Origin of the sequence: Achromobacter sp. DH1f (assembly GCF_000633435.1) — a bacterium.
In the GTDB taxonomy this organism is placed as follows: domain Bacteria; phylum Pseudomonadota; class Gammaproteobacteria; order Burkholderiales; family Burkholderiaceae_B; genus Achromobacter; species Achromobacter deleyi.
Genome location: NZ_AYMF01000010.1, coordinates 23,784 through 42,027 on the forward strand (window position 1 = coordinate 23,784; position 18,244 = coordinate 42,027).

Sequence of the window (18,244 nt, forward strand, 5' to 3'; positions counted from 1 at the left end):
AACCCGTTGCGGATCAAACCGGTCGGCTTCGGCTTTGAGGCGATTCACAAAATATAGGTTGTTGGGGAATTTTTGTGATTTGCAAAATCGGACTTGTGAGGGAGTCATCATGATGAACTTTGAGATGCTTGAGAACAACACCAAAGGGACCGTAATCAAGGTCGTTGGTGTGGGTGGTGCAGGCGGCAATGCCGTCGCGCACATGATTCGCAGCGGCGTGCACGGCGTGGATTTCATCTGCGCCAACACCGATGCGCAGGCACTGGCGGCGACCAACGCCCCGGTGCAGATCCGTCTGGGCCGCACGGGCCTGGGCGCGGGCGCCAAGCCCGAGCAAGGCCGCGCGTCGGCTGAAACCGCACGCGAGGAGATCCGTGCCGCCCTGAACGGCGCGCACATGGTCTTCATCACCGCCGGCATGGGCGGCGGCACCGGCACGGGCGCAGGTCCGGTCGTGGCCGAAGTGGCCAAGGAGCTGGGCATTCTGACGGTGGGCGTGGTTACCAAGCCCTTCACGTTCGAAGGCAACAAGCGCCTGAAGATGGCCGAGGACGGCATTGCCGAACTCGCCAAGCACGTGCATTCGCTCATCGTGGTGCTCAACGAGAACCTCTATGAACTGATGGACGAGGACGCGACGCAGGAAGACTGCTTCCGTTCGGCCGACGATATCCTGCACAACGCGTGCGCGGGCATCGCCGAAATCATCAACGTCGAAGGTAACGTCAACGTCGACTTCGAAGACGTCAAGACGATCATGGGCGAGCAAGGCCAGGCCATGATGGGCACGGCATCGGCTTCGGGCGCTGACCGCGCCCGCGTCGCCGCCGAGCACGCCATTGCCTGCCCGCTGCTGGAAGGCGTGGACCTGAACGGCGCTCGCGGCGTGCTGGTCAACATCACCGCCAGCCGCTCGCTGAAGATGCGCGAAACGCGCGAAATCATGGAAACGATCCGCAGCTACGCTTCGGACGACGCGACCGTGATCTTCGGCACCGCCTACGACGAGTCGATGGGTGAAAACCTGCGCGTGACCGTGGTTGCGACCGGCCTGGGCCGTGCGCAGGCGCGTCCGCAACTGGTGCAGAGCACCGCTGAAGTGCTGCGTACCGGTACCGACAACATGCCCATGGGCACGATGCCGGCCGCCGGTCAGGGTGATTACCGCAATCTGGACATGCCGTCTGTCATGCGCAACCCGCGCAGCCAGGCATCGGCCCAGGTGCGTGCACTGGAAAGCTCGGGCATGGATCATTTCGACATCCCGGCATTCCTGCGCAAGCAGGCGGATTGAACCTGGAGCCTGATTCAGGCTCTATATGCACTCCCTCATCTCCGGCTTGCCTGTCCCCGCAGGCAAGCCGGAGGCGGAGCGGCCCGTGTTTCCCTTGCACGGTGTGAATAGGGGACGGTTTTATCGGTCGGTCCACACGCCCTTGATGGCGTTGGGAACCGGACAGAGTTACAATACGTCAGTTACGCCGGCAATCTCTTCTTAACTTGTCGGCTTCCTGGCTCAAAATACCTTAGTCTCATGTTCCGACAGCGCAGCATTCAGAATCTCGTCCGCACGACTGGTGTCGGCGTCCACTCCGGACGGCGGGTCGAGCTCACCCTGCGTCCGGCGGCGCCCAATACGGGCATCGTGTTCCATCGCGTCGATCTGCCCGAAGTCGTTGACTTGCCCGCGCAGGCGACGGGCGTGGGCGACACCCGCATGGCATCCGTGCTGCAGCAGGGCAATGTCCGCGTGTCCACGGTGGAACATCTCATGTCGGCATTGGCCGGCCTGGGCATAGACAACCTGCATATCGATCTCACTGCCGAAGAAGTCCCCATCATGGACGGCAGTGCGGCCACGTTTGTTTACCTGTTGCGCTCGGCGGGCATCGTCGAGCAGAACGCTCCGAAGCAATTCATCCGCGTGTTGAAGACGGTGGAAGTGCGCGAGGGCGAAGGCCGCACCGAGAAGTGGGCCCGGCTGGAACCCCATGAAGGGTACGCGCTGGCCTTCTCGATCGACTTCCGCCACCCCGCCATCGACTCGACCGCCAATTTTGCCGAGATCGACTTCGCCACCCATTCGTACGTGCGCGAAATCGCGCGCGCGCGCACTTTCGGTTTCGTCAATGAAGTCGAAGCCCTGCGCTCGATGGGCCTGGCCCGCGGCGGCAGCCTGGACAACGCCATCGTCATGGACGAATACCGGGTGTTGAACAGCGACGGCCTGCGTTACGACGACGAATTCGTGAAGCACAAGATCCTGGACGCCATCGGCGACCTGTATCTGTTGGGCAAGCCCCTGGTGGCCCGCTATGTGGCGTGCAAGTCGGGCCACGGCCTGAACAACCAGCTGGCGCGCGCACTGCTGGCGCAGCGCGACGCTTGGGAATTGGTGACCTACGAATCGCAAGCCGCGGCGCCGCAGGCGTTCCGGCACGAATGGCAACTGGCTTGATGCCGGTTCGCCGCTAAGGGCGGTATCGCCGGGGACCGTCCCCGGCTGATGTCCTGCCCTGTCCCCGGGATGGCACCTTCCGCCGTCCCTCCGCCTTCGGGTGCCATCCAGGTATTTCCCGAGGCATCATCCGGTCCGACAACTTGGTTTCGCTTGGTATCCGGGCGAGGGGCGTGCCGGACAAGCCTGGCTATCTCAGCTACTCTTGTGGTGCTTCAAAAGCTTGGCGACGGCGTCGGCCAAGGGGCCGGGGCGCAGGGTGTCGTGCAGCGCTTCGAATGCGCCCAGGGCCGTGTCGCCCAGAGGCTGCGCCTCTTTCGGGGGGAGCGGCTGGCGGGCGCCGGGCTGGGGCAGGCCGGCTTGTACCTTGACGGCAATTTCGTTAAGGTTCCAGCCTTGGTCCGCCAAGGCCTGCGCGATGCGCGGGGCCAATTGACGCATCTTCGCCGCGTGCGCGGCACTGGGCACCACCAGTTGAAGGCGCTGGTTTTCCAGCTTGCCTACCTGGCACACGGCGCCCAACGGGGCGGGCAGAATCGCCGCCACTGCATATTGGATTTGCAAGTGCTTGCGGGCGGTCGCCAGTACGCCGGCGCCCCGCATGTCATGACCCAGCCATCCCAGGGCGGTATTTTCTTTCCGCCGGCTGGAACTGGAACGTTGACGGTATGAAGTGGGTCTATTCATCCCGGCTCTAAGAATTAGGAAGCAAACCTTGAAAATAGTGATTATGCACGCCCGCGATGGGCAGGACGGGCATTTCACCCTGGGAGGCACGCGATTGGCGTTGTTTCTGGGGGGCGCGTTGATGACGGCCGCCATCTTTGGCGCCGCGCTTCAACGGTACATTACGCCGATCCTGCCCGCCGTGCACACGGTGGGCTGGCCGCTGTCCGGACAGCCGGGACGCGACGCCGATTTCCTGCGCGGCAACATGAATCTGCTGGCCGCCAAGGTGGGCGCGCTGCAGGCCAAGCTGGTCAGCATCGACGGGCTGGGCCAGCGCGTGGCCCAGGTGGCCGGGGTGGCCTATACCGATCCCGAAGTGGCCAAGCAACTGGCCGCGGCGCCCGCCGACGCGAACCACGCGCCCGAGGCGACCCAGGTCATGGACGACCTGTTCACCGACCGCACGCCGCCCACCGCGGCATCGGCCGAAGCGCTGGGCCGCCAGCTGGACGAAATCCAGGAACGGCTGGCGCTGCAAACCGACAATCTCAAGCTGCTGGACGCGGCGCTGACCCGGCGTTCGGCCGATCAGGCCCGCATGCCCACGGCCATGCCCATCACCGATTATCCGTACCTCAGCTCGTCCTACGGCTGGCGCCGCAATCCGGTGACCGGGCGCCAGGCCATGCACGAAGGCCTGGATTTTGCCGCGCCGCCGGGCACGCCCATCCTGGCCGCATCGGGCGGGGTGGTGCTGGAAGCCAAATTCCTGCCGGGCTACGGCAACATGGTTGAAATCGATCATGGCGACGGCCTCATCACGCGCTACGCCCATGCCTCGTCACTGCTGGTCAAGCAAGGCCAATTGGTCGAGCGGGGCCAGCAGGTCGCCCGGGTCGGCTCGTCGGGCCAATCCACCGGGCCGCACCTGCATTTCGAGGTCCGGCTGGCCGGGCAACCGCTGGATCCGCGCCTGTTCCTCGGGCCGCAGCAACACGCGCCGCCTGCCGTGGCGCAGGTCGGCGCCAATGGCGCCGCGCGCTGAGGCCCGATCCGGGCTACAGTGCCAGCCTGGCCATAGGATCAGGCTATTGCGCTCCAGGTGCGTTAAACTGGTTCGTTTCCCAGCGGACCCCCGCTCAACCAAATAACATCAAGTCACGGGCGACGCTGCCCTCAGCCTGTTTGCGGGCGCGGCGTAGTTCGTGCGGCCGACATACGCATGGTTTCTCTGCTCAAAAAACTCATAGGTAGCCGCAACGACCGGCTGCTTAAGCAGTATCGCAAGCTGGTAACCCAGATCAACGGGCTTGAGCCCAAGATCTCCGCGCTCTCCGATGCGGAGCTGGCGGCCAAGACCGAGGAGTTCAGCTCCCGTCACGCCCAGGGCACTTCCCTGGACGACCTGCTGCCGGAAGCCTTCGCCGTCGTGCGCGAAGCCGGCAAGCGGGTCTTCGGCATGCGCCACTTCGACGCGCAGTTGCTGGGCGGCATCGCCCTGCACAGCGGCAAGATCGCCGAAATGCGTACGGGGGAAGGCAAGACGCTGATGGCGACGCTGCCGGTCTACCTGAACGCGATCGCCCGCAAGGGCGTGCACGTGGTCACGGTGAACGACTACCTGGCCCGCCGCGATGCGGAATGGATGGGGCGCCTGTATCACTTCCTGGGCCTGTCCACGGGCGTGGTGGTGCCGCAGCAGCCGAACGAGGAAAAGAAGGCCGCCTACGCCGCCGACATCACCTACGGCACCAACAACGAATTCGGTTTCGACTACCTGCGCGACAACATGGAATACCGTGTTGAAGACCGGCGCCAGCGCGCGCTGTTCTACGCCATCGTCGACGAAGTGGACTCGATCCTGATCGACGAGGCGCGTACGCCCTTGATCATCTCGGGCCAGGCCGAAGACCACACCGAGCTGTACATCCGCATGAATGCGGTGCCGCCGCTCTTGACCCGCATGGCCAGCGAGCCCAAGCCGCAAGAGCCGGAACCCGAAGGCGACTACTGGGTCGACGAAAAGAGCCAGCAGGTCTACCTGTCGGAAGCCGGCCACGTCAATGCCGAAGGCATCCTGGCGCGTCTGGGCATCCTGCCCGAGGGCGAGTCGCTGTACGACCCGCGCCATATCGCGCTGATGCACCACCTGATGGTGGCCCTGCGCGCCAATTCGCTGTTCTTCCGCGACCAGCAATATGTGGTGCAGGACGGCGAAGTCATCATCGTCGACGAATTCACCGGCCGCCTGATGGTGGGCCGTCGCTGGTCCGACGGCCTGCACCAGGCGGTCGAAGCCAAGGAAGGCGTGAAGATCCAGCACGAGAACCAGACGCTGGCATCCATCACGTTCCAGAACTACTTCCGCATGTACGAAAAGCTGTCCGGCATGACCGGTACGGCCGATACGGAAGCGTACGAATTCCAGGAAATCTACGGGCTCGAAACGGTCATCATCCCGACCAACAAGCCCATGATCCGCAAGGATCAAAACGATCAGGTCTTCAAGACCGACCCGGAAAAGTACAACGCCATTCTCGAAGACATCCGCGACTGCCACGAACGCGGCCAGCCGGTGCTGGTGGGTACCACCAGCATCGAGAACTCCGAGCTGCTGTCTGGCCTGCTGAAAAAGGCCAAGCTGCCGCACGAAGTGCTGAACGCCAAGCAGCACGCCCGTGAAGCCGAGATCGTTGCCGAAGCCGGCAAGCCGGGCCACATCACCATCGCCACCAACATGGCGGGCCGCGGTACCGACATCGTGCTGGGCGGCAGCGTCGACAAGCAGGTCGACCTGATCCGCGCCGACGAATCGCTGTCCGAAGCCGAAAAGAACGCACGCATCGAAAAGATCCGCGCCGACTGGAAGCCGCTGAATGAGCAAGTGAAGGCCGCTGGCGGCCTGCGCATCATCGGCACCGAGCGCCACGAGTCGCGCCGTATCGACAATCAGCTGCGTGGCCGTGCCGGCCGCCAGGGCGACCCGGGTTCGTCGCGCTTCTACCTGTCGCTGGAAGATTCGCTGATGCGCATCTTCGCGGGCGACCGTGTGCGCGCCATCATGGAACGCCTGAAGCTGCCCGAGGGCGAGCCCATCGAGGCGGGCATGGTGACCCGCTCGATCGAAACCGCGCAACGCAAGGTGGAAGGACGCAACTTCGACATCCGCAAGCAATTGCTGGAATACGACGACGTCGCCAACGACCAGCGCAAGGTGCTGTATTCGCAGCGTAACGACGTGCTGGAAGCCGCCAGCGTGGGCGCCACGGTGGAAAACCTGCGCGATGCCGCGGTGACCGAGCTGTTCAACACCTACGTGCCGCCGGAATCGGTGGAAGAGCAATGGGACATTCCGGCTCTGCAGAAGGCGCTGGAAGCCGACTGGCAGATCCGTCTGCCGCTGGTCGAGATGCTCGAAAAGGAAGCCACGCTGACCGACGAAGACCTGCGCGAACGCGTGGTCGCGGCGGCCCGCGACATCTACCAGGCCAAGGTCGAGCAGGTGGGCGCGGAATCGTGGTCGCAGTTCGAGCGTTCGATCATGCTGCAAGCCATCGACACGCACTGGCGCGAACACCTGTCGGCGCTGGACTACCTGCGCCAGGGTATCCACCTGCGCGGCTACGCCCAGAAGAACCCCAAGCAGGAATACAAGCGCGAAGCCTTCGAACTGTTCTCGGGCATGCTGGACCGCATTCGCGACGACGTGGTACGCGTGCTGATGACGGTGCGTGTGCAGTCGTCCGAGCAGGTCGAGCAGGCCGAGGCCGAAGCCGCCCAGTCGCATGTGCAGAACGTGCAGTACCACCACTCCGACTACGACGAGGCCCTGGCCCAGTCGGCCACGGAAGAGGGCGCGCAGCCGCAACGCAACGTGCTGCCCAAGGTGGGCCGCAACGATCCGTGCCCGTGCGGCAGCGGCAAGAAGTTCAAGCAGTGCCACGGCAAGCTGGTCTGACCGGATAGACGCCATGCTGCATTCCGTCGGCCACACCGAATTCGACCATGCCGTGGTCATGGTGCGCGACCGGCTGGATGCGCTGGCGCCGCACTTCGAGCGCCAGGGTTTTCACCTGAGTGAGAAGGCGGTGCACAACCTGGGGTCGTGCAATCGCCTGATCGTGCTGGAAGGCACGTATGTCGAATTGCTGGGCTGGCCGCCCGGCGCGCCGCCAGCCCGCAAGGAAATCGCCGATTCTCCGTTCGGGCTGGAAGCGCTGGTGTTTCGCACCTATGACGCCGAAGCCACGCGCGAGCGCCTGCTCGCCGCCGGCTTCGCAGTCAATCCCATGCAGGAATTGAGCCGGCCGGCCATGCTGGACGGCCAGGAAGTGCAGGCTCGTTTCCATACCGTGCGTTTTGCCGAGCAGCCGTTGCCGGGCATTCGCATGTATTTCTGCCGCCACCTGACACCCGAGTGCGTCTGGTCGCCCGAACTCATGGCGCACCCCAACGGCGCCCGCGGCCTGACACGCATCGACGCACGGGCTGCCCAGGCGCGCCAGGTGGCTGAGCGCCTGGCCCTGGTGGCCGGCGTGAAGGCCGAGGCCGCCGCAGGGGGCTGGGATGTGCCGCTGGCCAACCTGCGCATCCACGTGCAGGAAGACCCGTCGGCAACCGTGCCGACCTTGTCCACGCTGACGCTGGAAAACCGCGACGGCGCGCACTACACGCTCGATACCGGTCTTTGAGTCCCAGGCGCGGCCACTCGGCCGCGCGTCTGTTTTCCCCATTCCACGCATTGCCCTATAAAAAGGGGCGGATAAGTCGTGCCCGCTTTTCGGGCAAACCCGGGTTGCAAGGCAAAGTGTATGCACTTTAGTATGCACTTCATCCCTGCTTGGAGCGCCCTGGCGGCTGACCCATCCGATGACGCAATCCCGACCCGCTGCCCGCACTTCGGCCGGACAGGCCGAGCTGTACAACGCCGTCAAGGCGATGGCGGTGAGCTTCGAGTTCAAGCCGGGCGAGCGCATCAATGAAGTGGACCTGGCCCGGCGCCTGAACGTCAGCCGCACGCCGCTGCGCGAAGTGCTGAACCAGCTGATGGTCGAGGGATTTCTGACCCGATCGGTGAACCGCGGCTTCATCGCCCGCTTGCTGGACGCCAAGCAGATCCACAGCCTTTATGAATACCGCGCGGTGCTGGAGGCGGGCATTGTGCGCGCGGCCTGCGAGCGGGCGACCGACGAAGAACTGGCCGAGCTGCGCGCGTTCGTGGAACGGTCGCGCGACGAACCGGACGACGGCGAGGCCACGCGGCTGCTGGCATTGGACGAAGCGTTTCACCTGACCCTGGCGCGCCTGTCGCGTAACGAGGAATTCGTGCGGGCGCTGGAAAGCGTCAATGCGCGCATCCACTTCGTGCGCTGGATCGACATGCAGCAGGGCCGGCGCAGCCATACCCAGGGCGAGCACATGCGCATCGTCCAGGCGCTGGAGCGGCGCGACGTGGACGCCTTGCCGGACATGATGCGCAGCCACATCGGGCGGCGCCTGGACCAGATCACGGACGTCATCCGCACCGGTTTTTCCACGATTTACATGCGGGACCAGGCCGAACCCGCCACGGCAGCGCCGGCCAACACCACAACATCAGGGGAAAGAACATGACCTACACATCGATCCGGCGCGCCCTGGCGGCCGTCTGCGCGCTGGCCGCGCTGGGAGGCGGCCTGGCGGCCGCGCCCGCCCGGGCGGCGGACGAAAAGCCGTTGATCCTGGTGGTGCCGTACCCGCCGGGCGGCAGCACCGACATCCTGGCCCGCATCATGCAGCCGCGCCTGTCGCAGGAACTGGGCGGCCGCGCGGTGGTGGTGGAAAACCGCCCCGGGGCGGCCAGTCAGATCGCCACTGCGTTCGTGGCACGTGCCGAGCCGGACGGCAGCACGTTGCTGGTCAGCTTCGACAACCACGGCATCAATCCCGCCGTGAAGCCCAAGCTGCCGTACGACACGTTCAAGGACTTCGTCGCCATCACCCAGACCGTGCGCTTTCCGCTGGTGCTGGGCGCCAACCCGGGCGTGCCGGGCGACAACCTGAAGGAATTCCTGGCGGCGGCCGCCAAGCAGCCGCCCAACAAGTTCAACTATGCGTCCACCGGCGTCGGCTCGTTGAACCACCTGGCGCCCGAGGAACTCAAGCGCCTGTCCAAGGTGGACCTGCTGCACGTGCCATACGGCGGCGGCGGCCCGGCCATCCAGGCCGTGGTGGGCGGCCAGGCCAACATGACCTGGCTGAGTTTTGCCGCGCTGCGCGGCCAGATCCAGGCTGGCAAGATCAAGCCCCTGGCCGTGGCCGGCGAGAAGCGCCTGCCCGACCTGCCCAACGTGCCGACGGTGGCCGAGTCCGGCTTCCCCGGATTCGTGGCGTATTCCTGGAGCGGCATGTTCGCGCCCAAGGGCACGCCCGACGCCACCATCAAGAAGCTGACCCAGGCATTCAATACGGTGCTGGCCGACCCCGACGTGAAAAAGAAGCTGCAGGAAGCGGGCTTCGAGATCGTGGCGTCCAATGGCCCAGCCCTGGATGCCTACGTGAAGGCGGAATACGACCGCTGGAGCAAGTTCATCAAGAGCAGCAACATCAATCTGGATAACTGAGCGGCCTGAGGCGGGACGCCCAGCGTTCCGCCCGGCCCGCGCATCGCGTGGAGAAGACATGGATACCTTGACCGGCGCCGAAGCAATGGTGCGGATGCTGCAACACAACGGCGTCAAACACATTTTTGGTCTGTGCGGCGACACCAGCCTGCCGTTCTACGACGCGCTTTACCGCCTGGACCACGGCATGCAGCACGTGCTGACCCGTGACGAGCGCAGCGCCGGCTACATGGCCGACGCCTATGCCCGCGTGACCGGCAAGGTCGGCGTCTGCGAAGGCCCGAGCGGCGGCGGCGCGACCTATCTGCTGCCGGGCCTGGTAGAGGCCAACGAGTCGTCCATTCCCGTGCTAGGCATCACGTCCGACGTGGCGGTGGGTTCGCGCGGCAAGTACCCGTTGACTGAATTGGACCAGGAAGCCCTGTACCGGCCGCTGACGAAATGGAACCGCACGATCGACCGCGCGGACCAGATCCCGGGCATGGTGCGCGCCGCGTTCCGCGCGATGACCACCGGCAAGCCCGGCTCGGCGCACCTGTGTTTTCCGTATGACGTCATGAAGCAGCAGGTGGATGCGGCCGACGTGTGGGCGCAGCCCGAGCACGCGCGCTTTCCGTCGCTGCGCTTCGCGCCGGACCCGGCCGACGTGGCGCGTGCCGCGCAGCGGCTGGTGGGCGCGCGTTCGCCCGTCATCATCTGCGGTGGCGGCGTGGTGATCGCCGGTGCCAGTGGCGCATTGCAGGCATTGGCCGAAAGCTTGAAAGCCGCGGTCTGCGTGACCGTGAGCGGGCAGGGCAGCCTGGCCGACACGCATCCGCTGAATGCGGGCGTGGTGGGTTCCAACGGGGGGGTGATGGCGACGCGCGACGTGGTGGCTGCGGCCGACGTGGTGCTGTTCGTGGGGTGCCGCGCAGGATCGACGTCGACCGAACACTGGCGCTTTCCGAACCGCGATGTGCCGATCCTGCACATCGACATCGATCCGATGGTGATCGGCGCCAACTACCTGACCGAGGTCGGTCTGGTGGGCGATGCCAAGCTGGCACTGGAAGCCTTGGGCGCCGAAGTGCAGGCGCGCCTGGCGCATCGGCCGTCCGATGCGGTCGATGGCGCCGTGCTGGCGGGCCGTGCCAAGGCCGCACGCCGGGCGCAGCTCGAGCCCCTGGCCGCCAGTCTGGACGCGCCCATCCGCCCCGAACGCGTGGTGCAATCGCTGAACCGCCTGTTGCCCGATGACGCGGTGGTGTGCGCGGACCCGGGCACGCCTTGCCCGTATTTTTCGGCCTACTACGACGTGTCGCGTCCCGGCCGCCACTTCATCACCAATCGCGCGCATGGCGCCCTGGGCTTCTCGATGTCGGCGGCGCTGGGCGCCTGGGTAGGCCGGCCGCAGGCCAAGTGCGTGTCCGTGATGGGCGACGGCAGCTTCGGCTTCACGGTGGGCGAGCTGGAGACCATCGTGCGCCACAAGGCGCCGCTGCTGATGATCGTGTTTTCGAACTCGGTCTACGGCTGGATCAAGGCCAGCCAGAAGGCCGGCTACGACAAGCGCTACTACAGCGTCGATTTCGACCGCACCGACCACGCCCGCATTGCCGAAGCCTACGGCGTGAAGGCCTGGCGGGTGGAAGACCCGGCCAAGCTGGACGCGGCGATCAAGGCGGCGATGGAGCATGACGGCCCGACGCTGATCGACGTGGTGGCGCAGCCGTTGCAGGACACGGCGGCGCCGGTGAGCCAATGGATGGGCTAAGGCCCAAACGAGAACGGGGCCTGCGGGCCCCTTTTTCTTTCGCGTTCAGTGCGCCGCGGGCGTGGGCACCAGGTGATTGACGCCGGTGCACAGGTCGGCCTGGTCGACGCCGTAGATGTGCAGCGACACGGCAATGCCGGGGCCGGCGTTGCCCAGGCGGTGGATCTGGCGCAAACCTGGCGTGGCGGTGACGATGTCGCCAGGACGGCGGCGGGCCTCGCCGCAGGCGATGGCGGCGGCCGCATCGGGATCCCAGCGGTAGTGGGTTTCGGCCAGCTCGCCCTGCAGGACCTGGTAGGTGCACCAGGTCTTGTGGCCATGTACCGGGCTGAATTGCCCCGGACGCCAGATCAGGTAGGCTACCGTGAAGGCGCCATGCGGATCGGCATAGGCAATGTGGCGGGTGTAGGTGTCGGCGCGGCCGGCGCGCAGGTCTTCGGGCAGGTTTTGCAGCATGTCGCCGGCATTGGCGACGCTGGCGGCCAGGTCGCGCAGCAGCGCGCGCGCCGCATTCAGCTGGGCAGCCTGCACCGACTCGCATAGCGAGCGCAGGTCGGCAGCGGCAAGTTGGGCAGAAGGCATGCGTATCCCCCTGAATGACAAGCCTTCATCTTAGGGATTCGCCGTGGAATGCCTTTGCCAAATTCGCCCGTTTGGCAGGGAAGATTGGAAAAAAATTCCATCCCGCAGGCCCTCCGGCGCTCCTATACTGGTCCGCTTCTTGGCACAACTCTGGGGAGTCTGGCATGGATCTGGGTATCAGCGGCAAGACCGCATTGGTGTTCGGCGGCAGCCGCGGCATGGGCCGCGCGTGCGCCCTGCAATTGGCGCGCGAGGGCGTGGCGGTGACCATCGCTGCCCGCAATCCGCAGACGCTGGAACAGGCCGCGGCCGAGATTTCCCGCGAAACGGGCAACGGGGTGGGCTGGGTGTCGGCCGACCTGACGCTGGACTCGGGACGCGAGGCCGCGCTGGCCGCGTGTCCGCATCCGGACATTCTCATCAACAATGCCGATGGCCCGATGCCGGGCGATTTCCGCGACTGGAGCCACGAGGACTGGATCGCCGCGCTGGATTCCATGATGCTGGGCCCCATCGACATGATCCGCCGCGTGGTGGACGGCATGATCGAGCGGCGCTTCGGGCGCATCGTCAACATCGTGTCGCGCAGCGTCAAGGCGCCGCACGCCGAGCTGGGGCTGTCCAATGGGGCGCGGGCCGGCCTGATCGGCTTTGTCGGCGGCCTGGCGCGCCAGACCGTGCGCCACAACGTGACCATCAACAACCTGCTGCCCGGTGCGTTCGCCACCGACGCGCAGGCGCGCCACATCCGCGGCATGCTGGAACAGACCGGCAAGACCTTCGAGCAGTTGTGGGACGAACGCGGCCGCGCCAGCCCCGCGGGCCGCTACGGCCAGCCCGAAGAACTGGGCGCGCTGTGCGCCTACGTGTGCTCGGCGCAGGCCAGCTACATGACGGCGCAGAACATCCTGCTCGATGGCGGCGGCTACCCGGGCACCTATTGAGCCGATGGCCGGGCAAGGGTGTTCCACGGCTGGACGGGCGCAGGTCGACAGGGCAAGATTGGGCCGATATTGCTTGAGGAAACCCCATGGACCAGACGGACATCAAGATCTTGGCGTTGCTGCAGAAGGACGCCACCTGCTCGGTTGCCGAAATCGCCGAGCAGGTCAATCTGTCCGTCACGCCATGCTGGCGCCGCATCCAGAAGCTCAAGGACGACGGCGTCATCGCGCGCAACGCCATCCTGCTGGACCCGCGCGCGCTGGGCTTGAACCTGACCGTGTTCGTGTCCATCAAGACCAGCCAGCACAACGAAAAATGGACGCAGAGCCTGATCAACGCCGTCATGGCGCTGCCTAATGTGGTGGAATTTCACCGTATGGCGGGCGATATCGACTACCTGCTCAAGGTGGTGGTCGAGGACATGGCAGCCTATGACCGCTTCTATCGCCGCCTGATTGCGGCGGTGGACCTCCTGGACGTCAGCGCCAGCTTCTCGATGGAAGTCATCAAGAGCACCACCGAGCTGCCGCTGGACGCCGTCTAGCACCGGCCATTAGACGGCCTGCCGGCCGGCTTGGCCCAGGCGCGCAATTTTTTTCCCCTGCGGCCCCTTCCCGGGAATACAAATTTCTTTCGGGGTGTTGCGAGACGGCAATCTCGCAATTCTTTTGCGCGGCAGGCGGCGTAGCATATTCGTCATTCCAGCTATGGAATGAACCGGGATATCAGAGGACCCTATGTCGTTGGCAGTACCCGCCGGCTGCGCCGGATTGGCGAAGACGCAACCCGCGTCGGTAGACGAGCTTTTGGCTGGATGGAACGGCACCGACGATCTCTGGGTGTTCGCCTATGGTTCCCTGATCTGGCACCCCGGTTTTGCCTGGCGCGAGCGTCGCCTGGCGACGGTGCGGGGTTATCACCGGTCGTTGTGCCTGTGGTCGCACGACCATCGCGGTTCCCCTGACAATCCCGGATTGGTGTTCGGCCTGGATCGCGGCGGCTGTTGCCGCGGCGTGGCCTTCCTGATCGCCGCGAGCGATGTGCCGGCCGTTTTCCAGGCGCTGTGGCGCCGCGAGATGGTCACCGGCGCCTACACCCCCCGCTGGCTGGCCTGCCATACCGAGCAGGCACCCGTGCGCGGCCTGGTGTTTCTCTTGAACCGCGCCTGCCAGGAGTACGCCGCCGATCTGTCCGATGACCGTCTGCTGGCCTCGGTGCGCAACGCGGTCGGGCATTCCGGGCCTTGCCTGGACTACGTGGTGGAAACCGAAAGGGCCTTGCGGGCCCACGGCATCGACGACTGGCGCCTGGGCGAACTGGTGCGCAGGCTGGGCTTGCAGCCCTGCTGACGCCTGGCTGGCAGGTCGCTGCCGACAGAAAAACGGGGCCTTTCGGCCCCGTAATATCAGACTAAATCTTGTGGCGTGGCCGCGTCAGAACGACCAGCGGCCAAACATGAACAGCACGTTGCCGGCGCCTCGCGAGCCCGGAATGTACGTGGCGTACAGCATGGTGTCCTTGTAGCCGGCCGAGACCAGCGGCAGCACGCCGGGGAATGGCACGTAGCTCATGATGTCGTGGCGCGCCGTCAGGAATACGGTGTAGCCGGCGCCCAGGCGGACGTTTTCGCTCACGCGGCCGATCTTCAGGAAGCCATATCCGGCGATGGGTTCGACCTTGCTGTGCGAGTCGAGAAACGCCATGGCGTACAGGCCCTGCCAGTCGCCGTCTTCGTCGTAGATGCTGCGGCCGTAACCGCCGCCCCAGGCCAATTCATTGAAGCTGTTGATCTTTTCGCGGCTGTACATGGCGCGGTTGTGCCACGAGTATCCGCTGAAGTAGAGGTCATTGCCGCCTTCGGTCCAGATCTGGTCGATCCGGTTACAGGCGGACTGCGCCCATGAGGGCAAGTTTTCACAGGCGTGCGCGCCGGCGCTGAAGGTCGAGAGCAGCAGGCAAAAAAAGGCTGCCCGGAGTCTGGCGGTCATGGGTGGAACGGAGAATATGATGACGATCCCGTTACTGTAACGGAGCGCCTTTCATATTAACTGTCACGCGGCTGTCAAATAGCCGCTGATGACACCCGATGAAACAATGATGCGCACGTCCGTTGCGGACGCGCTACAGCAGGAATATGGTGGCCAGCCCCAGGAAGATGAAAAAGCCCAGCGAGTCGGTGGCGAAGGTGAGCAGCACCGACGAGCCCATGGCGGGATCCTTGCCGAAGCGGGCCCGCAGCATGGGCACCAGCACGCCGACGGACGCGCCGACCAGCATGTTGCAGATCATGGCGGCCATCATGACCAGGGCGATCGACAGCGAATGCGAAATGGCCCAGGCGAACAGGGCGGCGACCACGCTGCCGCACAGGCCCACCATCAGGGTGACGAAGAGCTCGCGCTTGACCAGTTGCCACAGGTTGCGGCCCGTGATGCGGCCCATGGCCAGGGCGCGGATGATCAGCGTCATGGTCTGGTTGCCCGAGTTGCCGCCGATGCCGGCGACGATGGACATCAGGAACGCCAGGATCACGATCTGGCTGACCGTGCCTTCGAATTGCGAGGCCACGAACGACGCCGTGGCTGCGGTACAGAGGTTGAACAGCAGCCAGGGCGCGCGGTTGCGTAGCGCGGTGCTGACGGGGGCGAAGATGTCTTCTTCCTGCAGACCGGCGCGCGACAGGGCTTGTTCCTGGGAGTCTTCGCGCATCACGTCGACGACGTCGGCAATGGTGACGCGGCCGATGAGGCGGCCCTGGTCGTCCATGACGGGGGCGGACACCAGGTCGTAGCGTTCGAAGGCGCCGGCCGCGTCGGCGTCGGAATCGAGCGGGTTGAGCGCCAGGAAGTCCGAATTCATGACGGCGCGCACTTCGGTTTCAGGTTCGCTGACCAACAGGCGAGACAGGGGCAGGATGCCTTGCAGTTTGTCTTGCCGGTCGACCACGAAGATCTGGTCGGTGTGGTCGGGCAGTTCGTGCAGGCGGCGCAGGTAGCGCAGCACGACTTCCAGCGTGACGTCTTCGCGCACGCGGACCATTTCGAAGTCCATGATGGCGCCGACGCTGTCTTCCGGGTAGCCCATGGCTTCCAGCAGCTGCGCGCGCTCTTCTTCGGTCAGGCCTTTCTGGACTTCGGCGACGACGTCCGGCGGCAGGTCGGGCGCCAGGTCGGCCAGCTCGTCGGCGTCCATGTTGCCGGTGGCGGCCACCAGGTCCTGGCGGTCCATCGCTTCGATCAGCGATTCGCGTACCCAGTCTTCGACTTCGAGCAGCACGTCCGCGTCGTGCTCGGGGCTGACCAGCTTCCAGATGGCCTGGCGTTCGTCCTTGGGCAGCGATTCCAGGATGAAGGCGATATCCGCCGGGTGCAGGCCGTCGAGCAGGGTCTTGAGTTCAGCCTCGTGCTGGCGATGCACCAGGTCTTCGACCAGGGTGGCCTTGGCATCGCCTTCTTCCTGGCGATGGACCAGATCGGCGACCAGCTGCTGGCGGCGCAGGCGTTCCTGGACTTCCGCCAGGGCGTGTTGCGCGTCTTCCGGGTCGAGGCGACGGGGCGTCGCAGGCGGTTTCTGCGCGGCGGCGGACTGCGTCATGCGTTACGGCTCAAAGAATAGGGAGGGGGCGGCTGCGCCGCGCTTCGTCGGTGGCCACGTAGGTCAGCGTGGCTTCGGTGACCTTGACGACTTCGGCGTCCAGCCGCTGGCGTTCGGCGTAGACCTCGACGGACACGGTAACGGAGGTCTTGCCGGTCTTGACGACCGCGGCGTAGAAGCTGAGCAGGTCGCCCACGAAGACAGGCTGCTTGAACTGGAAGGCGTTGACGGCAACGGTGGCCACCCGGCCCGCCGCACGGCGGGCGGCGGGGATGGACCCCGCGATGTCCACCTGGGACATGATCCAGCCGCCGAAAACGTCCCCGTGGATATTGGCGTCCGCCGGCATCGGCATGACGCGCAATACCGCGTCGCGATCGGCGGGCAAAGTCGTGAAGGGGGTTTTGGTGCTGGAGGTCATGCGGCCGGCTCCAATGCAAGGCAACCAGCCGATTATGCAGGAAAAACATGACCCCCGGGCGCGCGCCGGGGGCCTGTCGCAGCGGTTTATCGCAGGATCACGAAGCCAGCTTGACGATGCCGTAGCCGCCCACCAGCAGCCAGGCGTAGAGGATCAGGCCCAGCGCCATCACGCGGGGGCCGGCCTTGCGGATCTGGGCGAAGCGGGTTTCGATGCCCAGCGCGGTCATGGCCATGGTCAGCGCGAAGACGTCCAGGCGGCGGATGGCGGCGACAGCGTCGGCCGGGATGATGTTGAGCGAGTTGATGATCGCCAGGACCAGGAAGCCGACCGCGAACCAGGGGATGGGCAGCTTGGCGCCCTTGGCCTGGCCGCCGGCGTGGCTGGCGGCGCTACGCAGGTACAGGCCCAGCACCAGCAGCACCGGCACAAGCAGGGCAACGCGGGTCATCTTGACGATGGTGGCGACTTCGGTGGTGGCCGGGTCGATGTTGCTGGCCGCGCCGACGACCTGGGCCACTTCGTGGATGGTGCCGCCGATATAGATGCCCAGGGCCTGGGTGTCGAATTGAAGCCAGCCCGCGTGGTACAGCACCGGATACAGGAACATGGACAGGGTGCCGAACAGCACCACGGTGGCCACGGCCACGGCGCTTTTGTGCGGGGCGGCGCGCAAGGTGGGTTCGAAGGCCAGTACGGCGGCCGCGCCGCAGATGGCGCTGCCGGCGGCGGTCAGCATGGCGGTGTCGCGGTCCAGGCCCAACAGGCGCTGGCCCACCAGGGTGCCGATCAGCAGCGTGCCCACCACCACCGCCACCGAGACGGCCAGGCCGGGCAGGCCCACGGCGGCGATCTGCTGGATGCTGATGTTCAGGCCATAGAAGGCCACGGCGATGCGCAGCAGGCGGCGCGCGGTGAAGTTGACGCCCACGCCCCAGTCGACCGGCATGGTGCCGCGCAGGAAGTTGCCGTACAGCATGCCGCAGACAATGCCGACGACCAGCGGCGAGAAACCCAGCTGGCGGATGGCGGGCAGGTCGGCCAGCTGCATGACCGCGGCGGCCATGAGTCCGACGAACAGCACGCCGTTGAGCTTGTCGCGCCAGGGGGTGGCGGTGGCCGCGGGGGTGGCGGCCGGTGAGGAAGAGAGGGGGGCGGTGGCGCTGGTGGCGGAGCTCATGGCGGGCCTTTTGGCATATCTAAATAACTAGACGAAATAT

17 protein-coding genes are annotated in these 18,244 nt (G+C 65.6%); 11 read left to right on the forward strand and 6 right to left on the reverse strand.

Annotated features, from left to right (window positions below; genetic code table 11):
- Positions 1 to 109 precede the first annotated feature (109 nt).
- Positions 110 to 1,294: a cell division protein FtsZ gene (gene ftsZ / locus U858_RS0107920; protein WP_025136632.1), complete on the forward strand. Its 1,185-nt coding sequence runs from the start codon at positions 110 to 112 to the stop codon at positions 1,292 to 1,294.
- Between the two features lie 240 nt (positions 1,295 to 1,534).
- Positions 1,535 to 2,458 carry a UDP-3-O-acyl-N-acetylglucosamine deacetylase gene (gene lpxC, locus U858_RS0107925; protein ID WP_025136633.1) on the forward strand — a complete coding sequence of 308 codons (924 nt, stop codon included), beginning with the start codon at positions 1,535 to 1,537 and terminating at the stop codon, positions 2,456 to 2,458.
- A 195-nt stretch (positions 2,459 to 2,653) separates the two neighbouring features.
- On the opposite strand, the gene U858_RS0107930 is transcribed toward lpxC, so the two are convergent.
- Positions 2,654 to 3,061 (reverse strand): flagellar hook-length control protein FliK, encoded by a 408-nt coding sequence (locus tag U858_RS0107930; RefSeq protein WP_025136634.1) that lies wholly within the window; start codon positions 3,059 to 3,061, stop codon positions 2,654 to 2,656.
- 127 nt (positions 3,062 to 3,188) lie between these two features.
- On the opposite strand from U858_RS0107930, the gene U858_RS0107935 reads away from it, so the two are divergent.
- The 6 genes from U858_RS0107935 to U858_RS0107960 all read left to right on the forward strand — a co-directional run bounded on the left by U858_RS0107935 (position 3,189) and on the right by U858_RS0107960 (position 11,482).
- A complete protein-coding gene (locus U858_RS0107935) occupies positions 3,189 to 4,172 on the forward strand; it encodes a M23 family metallopeptidase (protein ID WP_025136635.1) in 984 nt (327 codons plus the stop codon).
- Between the two features lie 177 nt (positions 4,173 to 4,349).
- Positions 4,350 to 7,085 (forward strand): preprotein translocase subunit SecA, encoded by a 2,736-nt coding sequence (gene secA / locus U858_RS0107940; protein ID WP_025136636.1) that lies wholly within the window; start codon positions 4,350 to 4,352, stop codon positions 7,083 to 7,085.
- Between the two features lie 13 nt (positions 7,086 to 7,098).
- Positions 7,099 to 7,818, forward strand: coding sequence for a VOC family protein (locus tag U858_RS0107945; protein ID WP_025136637.1), 720 nt, complete (start codon positions 7,099 to 7,101; stop codon positions 7,816 to 7,818).
- A 178-nt stretch (positions 7,819 to 7,996) separates the two neighbouring features.
- Positions 7,997 to 8,740 (forward strand): GntR family transcriptional regulator, encoded by a 744-nt coding sequence (locus U858_RS0107950; RefSeq protein WP_029953645.1) that lies wholly within the window; start codon positions 7,997 to 7,999, stop codon positions 8,738 to 8,740.
- Complete coding sequence (locus tag U858_RS0107955) at positions 8,737 to 9,729, forward strand: tripartite tricarboxylate transporter substrate binding protein (RefSeq protein WP_025136639.1); 993 nt, start codon at positions 8,737 to 8,739, stop codon at positions 9,727 to 9,729. Before U858_RS0107950 ends, U858_RS0107955 begins: the two co-directional genes overlap by 4 nt.
- 58 nt (positions 9,730 to 9,787) lie before the next feature.
- A complete protein-coding gene (locus tag U858_RS0107960) occupies positions 9,788 to 11,482 on the forward strand; it encodes a thiamine pyrophosphate-binding protein (RefSeq protein ID WP_025136640.1) in 1,695 nt (564 codons plus the stop codon).
- A gap of 45 nt (positions 11,483 to 11,527) precedes the next feature.
- On the opposite strand, the gene U858_RS0107965 is transcribed toward U858_RS0107960, so the two are convergent.
- Complete coding sequence (locus U858_RS0107965; protein ID WP_025136641.1) at positions 11,528 to 12,064, reverse strand: cysteine dioxygenase family protein; 537 nt, start codon at positions 12,062 to 12,064, stop codon at positions 11,528 to 11,530.
- A 164-nt stretch (positions 12,065 to 12,228) separates the two neighbouring features.
- Between U858_RS0107965 and U858_RS0107970 the strand changes: the two genes are divergently transcribed.
- The 3 genes from U858_RS0107970 (at position 12,229) to U858_RS0107980 (ending at position 14,358) form a co-directional block, all read left to right on the forward strand.
- A complete protein-coding gene (locus U858_RS0107970; RefSeq protein ID WP_025136642.1) occupies positions 12,229 to 13,008 on the forward strand; it encodes an SDR family oxidoreductase in 780 nt (259 codons plus the stop codon).
- A gap of 86 nt (positions 13,009 to 13,094) precedes the next feature.
- A complete protein-coding gene (locus U858_RS0107975; protein ID WP_025136643.1) occupies positions 13,095 to 13,553 on the forward strand; it encodes an Lrp/AsnC family transcriptional regulator in 459 nt (152 codons plus the stop codon).
- A 193-nt stretch (positions 13,554 to 13,746) separates the two neighbouring features.
- Complete coding sequence (locus U858_RS0107980) at positions 13,747 to 14,358, forward strand: gamma-glutamylcyclotransferase (RefSeq protein ID WP_025136644.1); 612 nt, start codon at positions 13,747 to 13,749, stop codon at positions 14,356 to 14,358.
- A gap of 84 nt (positions 14,359 to 14,442) precedes the next feature.
- On the opposite strand, the gene pagP is transcribed toward U858_RS0107980, so the two are convergent.
- From pagP to U858_RS0108000, 4 genes are all read right to left on the reverse strand, one after another.
- Positions 14,443 to 14,997, reverse strand: coding sequence for a lipid IV(A) palmitoyltransferase PagP (gene pagP / locus U858_RS0107985; RefSeq protein ID WP_025136645.1), 555 nt, complete (start codon positions 14,995 to 14,997; stop codon positions 14,443 to 14,445).
- 133 nt (positions 14,998 to 15,130) lie between these two features.
- Complete coding sequence (mgtE, locus tag U858_RS0107990; protein ID WP_025136646.1) at positions 15,131 to 16,603, reverse strand: magnesium transporter; 1,473 nt, start codon at positions 16,601 to 16,603, stop codon at positions 15,131 to 15,133.
- 10 nt (positions 16,604 to 16,613) lie between these two features.
- Positions 16,614 to 17,024, reverse strand: a complete 411-nt coding sequence (locus tag U858_RS0107995) for an acyl-CoA thioesterase (protein WP_025136647.1) — start codon at positions 17,022 to 17,024, stop codon at positions 16,614 to 16,616.
- A 97-nt stretch (positions 17,025 to 17,121) separates the two neighbouring features.
- Entirely contained in the window at positions 17,122 to 18,204 is a 1,083-nt protein-coding gene (locus tag U858_RS0108000; protein WP_025136648.1) for a YeiH family protein, read from the reverse strand.
- Between the last annotated feature and the right edge of the window lie 40 nt (positions 18,205 to 18,244).

What these genes read in the sequence shown, in the direction of transcription:
- ftsZ (WP_025136632.1), top strand. Translation starts at nt 110, where the DNA reads ATGATGAACTTTGAGATGCTTGAGAACAACACCAAAGGGACCGTAATC.
- lpxC (WP_025136633.1), top strand. Translation starts at nt 1,535, where the DNA reads ATGTTCCGACAGCGCAGCATTCAGAATCTCGTCCGCACGACTGGTGTC.
- U858_RS0107930 (WP_025136634.1), bottom strand. Translation starts at nt 3,061, where the DNA reads ATGCGGGGCGCCGGCGTACTGGCGACCGCCCGCAAGCACTTGCAAATC.
- U858_RS0107935 (WP_025136635.1), top strand. Translation starts at nt 3,189, where the DNA reads ATGCACGCCCGCGATGGGCAGGACGGGCATTTCACCCTGGGAGGCACG.
- secA (WP_025136636.1), top strand. Translation starts at nt 4,350, where the DNA reads ATGGTTTCTCTGCTCAAAAAACTCATAGGTAGCCGCAACGACCGGCTG.
- U858_RS0107945 (WP_025136637.1), top strand. Translation starts at nt 7,099, where the DNA reads ATGCTGCATTCCGTCGGCCACACCGAATTCGACCATGCCGTGGTCATG.
- U858_RS0107950 (WP_029953645.1), top strand. Translation starts at nt 7,997, where the DNA reads ATGACGCAATCCCGACCCGCTGCCCGCACTTCGGCCGGACAGGCCGAG.
- U858_RS0107955 (WP_025136639.1), top strand. Translation starts at nt 8,737, where the DNA reads ATGACCTACACATCGATCCGGCGCGCCCTGGCGGCCGTCTGCGCGCTG.
- U858_RS0107960 (WP_025136640.1), top strand. Translation starts at nt 9,788, where the DNA reads ATGGATACCTTGACCGGCGCCGAAGCAATGGTGCGGATGCTGCAACAC.
- U858_RS0107965 (WP_025136641.1), bottom strand. Translation starts at nt 12,064, where the DNA reads ATGCCTTCTGCCCAACTTGCCGCTGCCGACCTGCGCTCGCTATGCGAG.
- U858_RS0107970 (WP_025136642.1), top strand. Translation starts at nt 12,229, where the DNA reads ATGGATCTGGGTATCAGCGGCAAGACCGCATTGGTGTTCGGCGGCAGC.
- U858_RS0107975 (WP_025136643.1), top strand. Translation starts at nt 13,095, where the DNA reads ATGGACCAGACGGACATCAAGATCTTGGCGTTGCTGCAGAAGGACGCC.
- U858_RS0107980 (WP_025136644.1), top strand. Translation starts at nt 13,747, where the DNA reads ATGTCGTTGGCAGTACCCGCCGGCTGCGCCGGATTGGCGAAGACGCAA.
- pagP (WP_025136645.1), bottom strand. Translation starts at nt 14,997, where the DNA reads ATGACCGCCAGACTCCGGGCAGCCTTTTTTTGCCTGCTGCTCTCGACC.
- mgtE (WP_025136646.1), bottom strand. Translation starts at nt 16,603, where the DNA reads ATGACGCAGTCCGCCGCCGCGCAGAAACCGCCTGCGACGCCCCGTCGC.
- U858_RS0107995 (WP_025136647.1), bottom strand. Translation starts at nt 17,024, where the DNA reads ATGACCTCCAGCACCAAAACCCCCTTCACGACTTTGCCCGCCGATCGC.
- U858_RS0108000 (WP_025136648.1), bottom strand. Translation starts at nt 18,204, where the DNA reads ATGAGCTCCGCCACCAGCGCCACCGCCCCCCTCTCTTCCTCACCGGCC.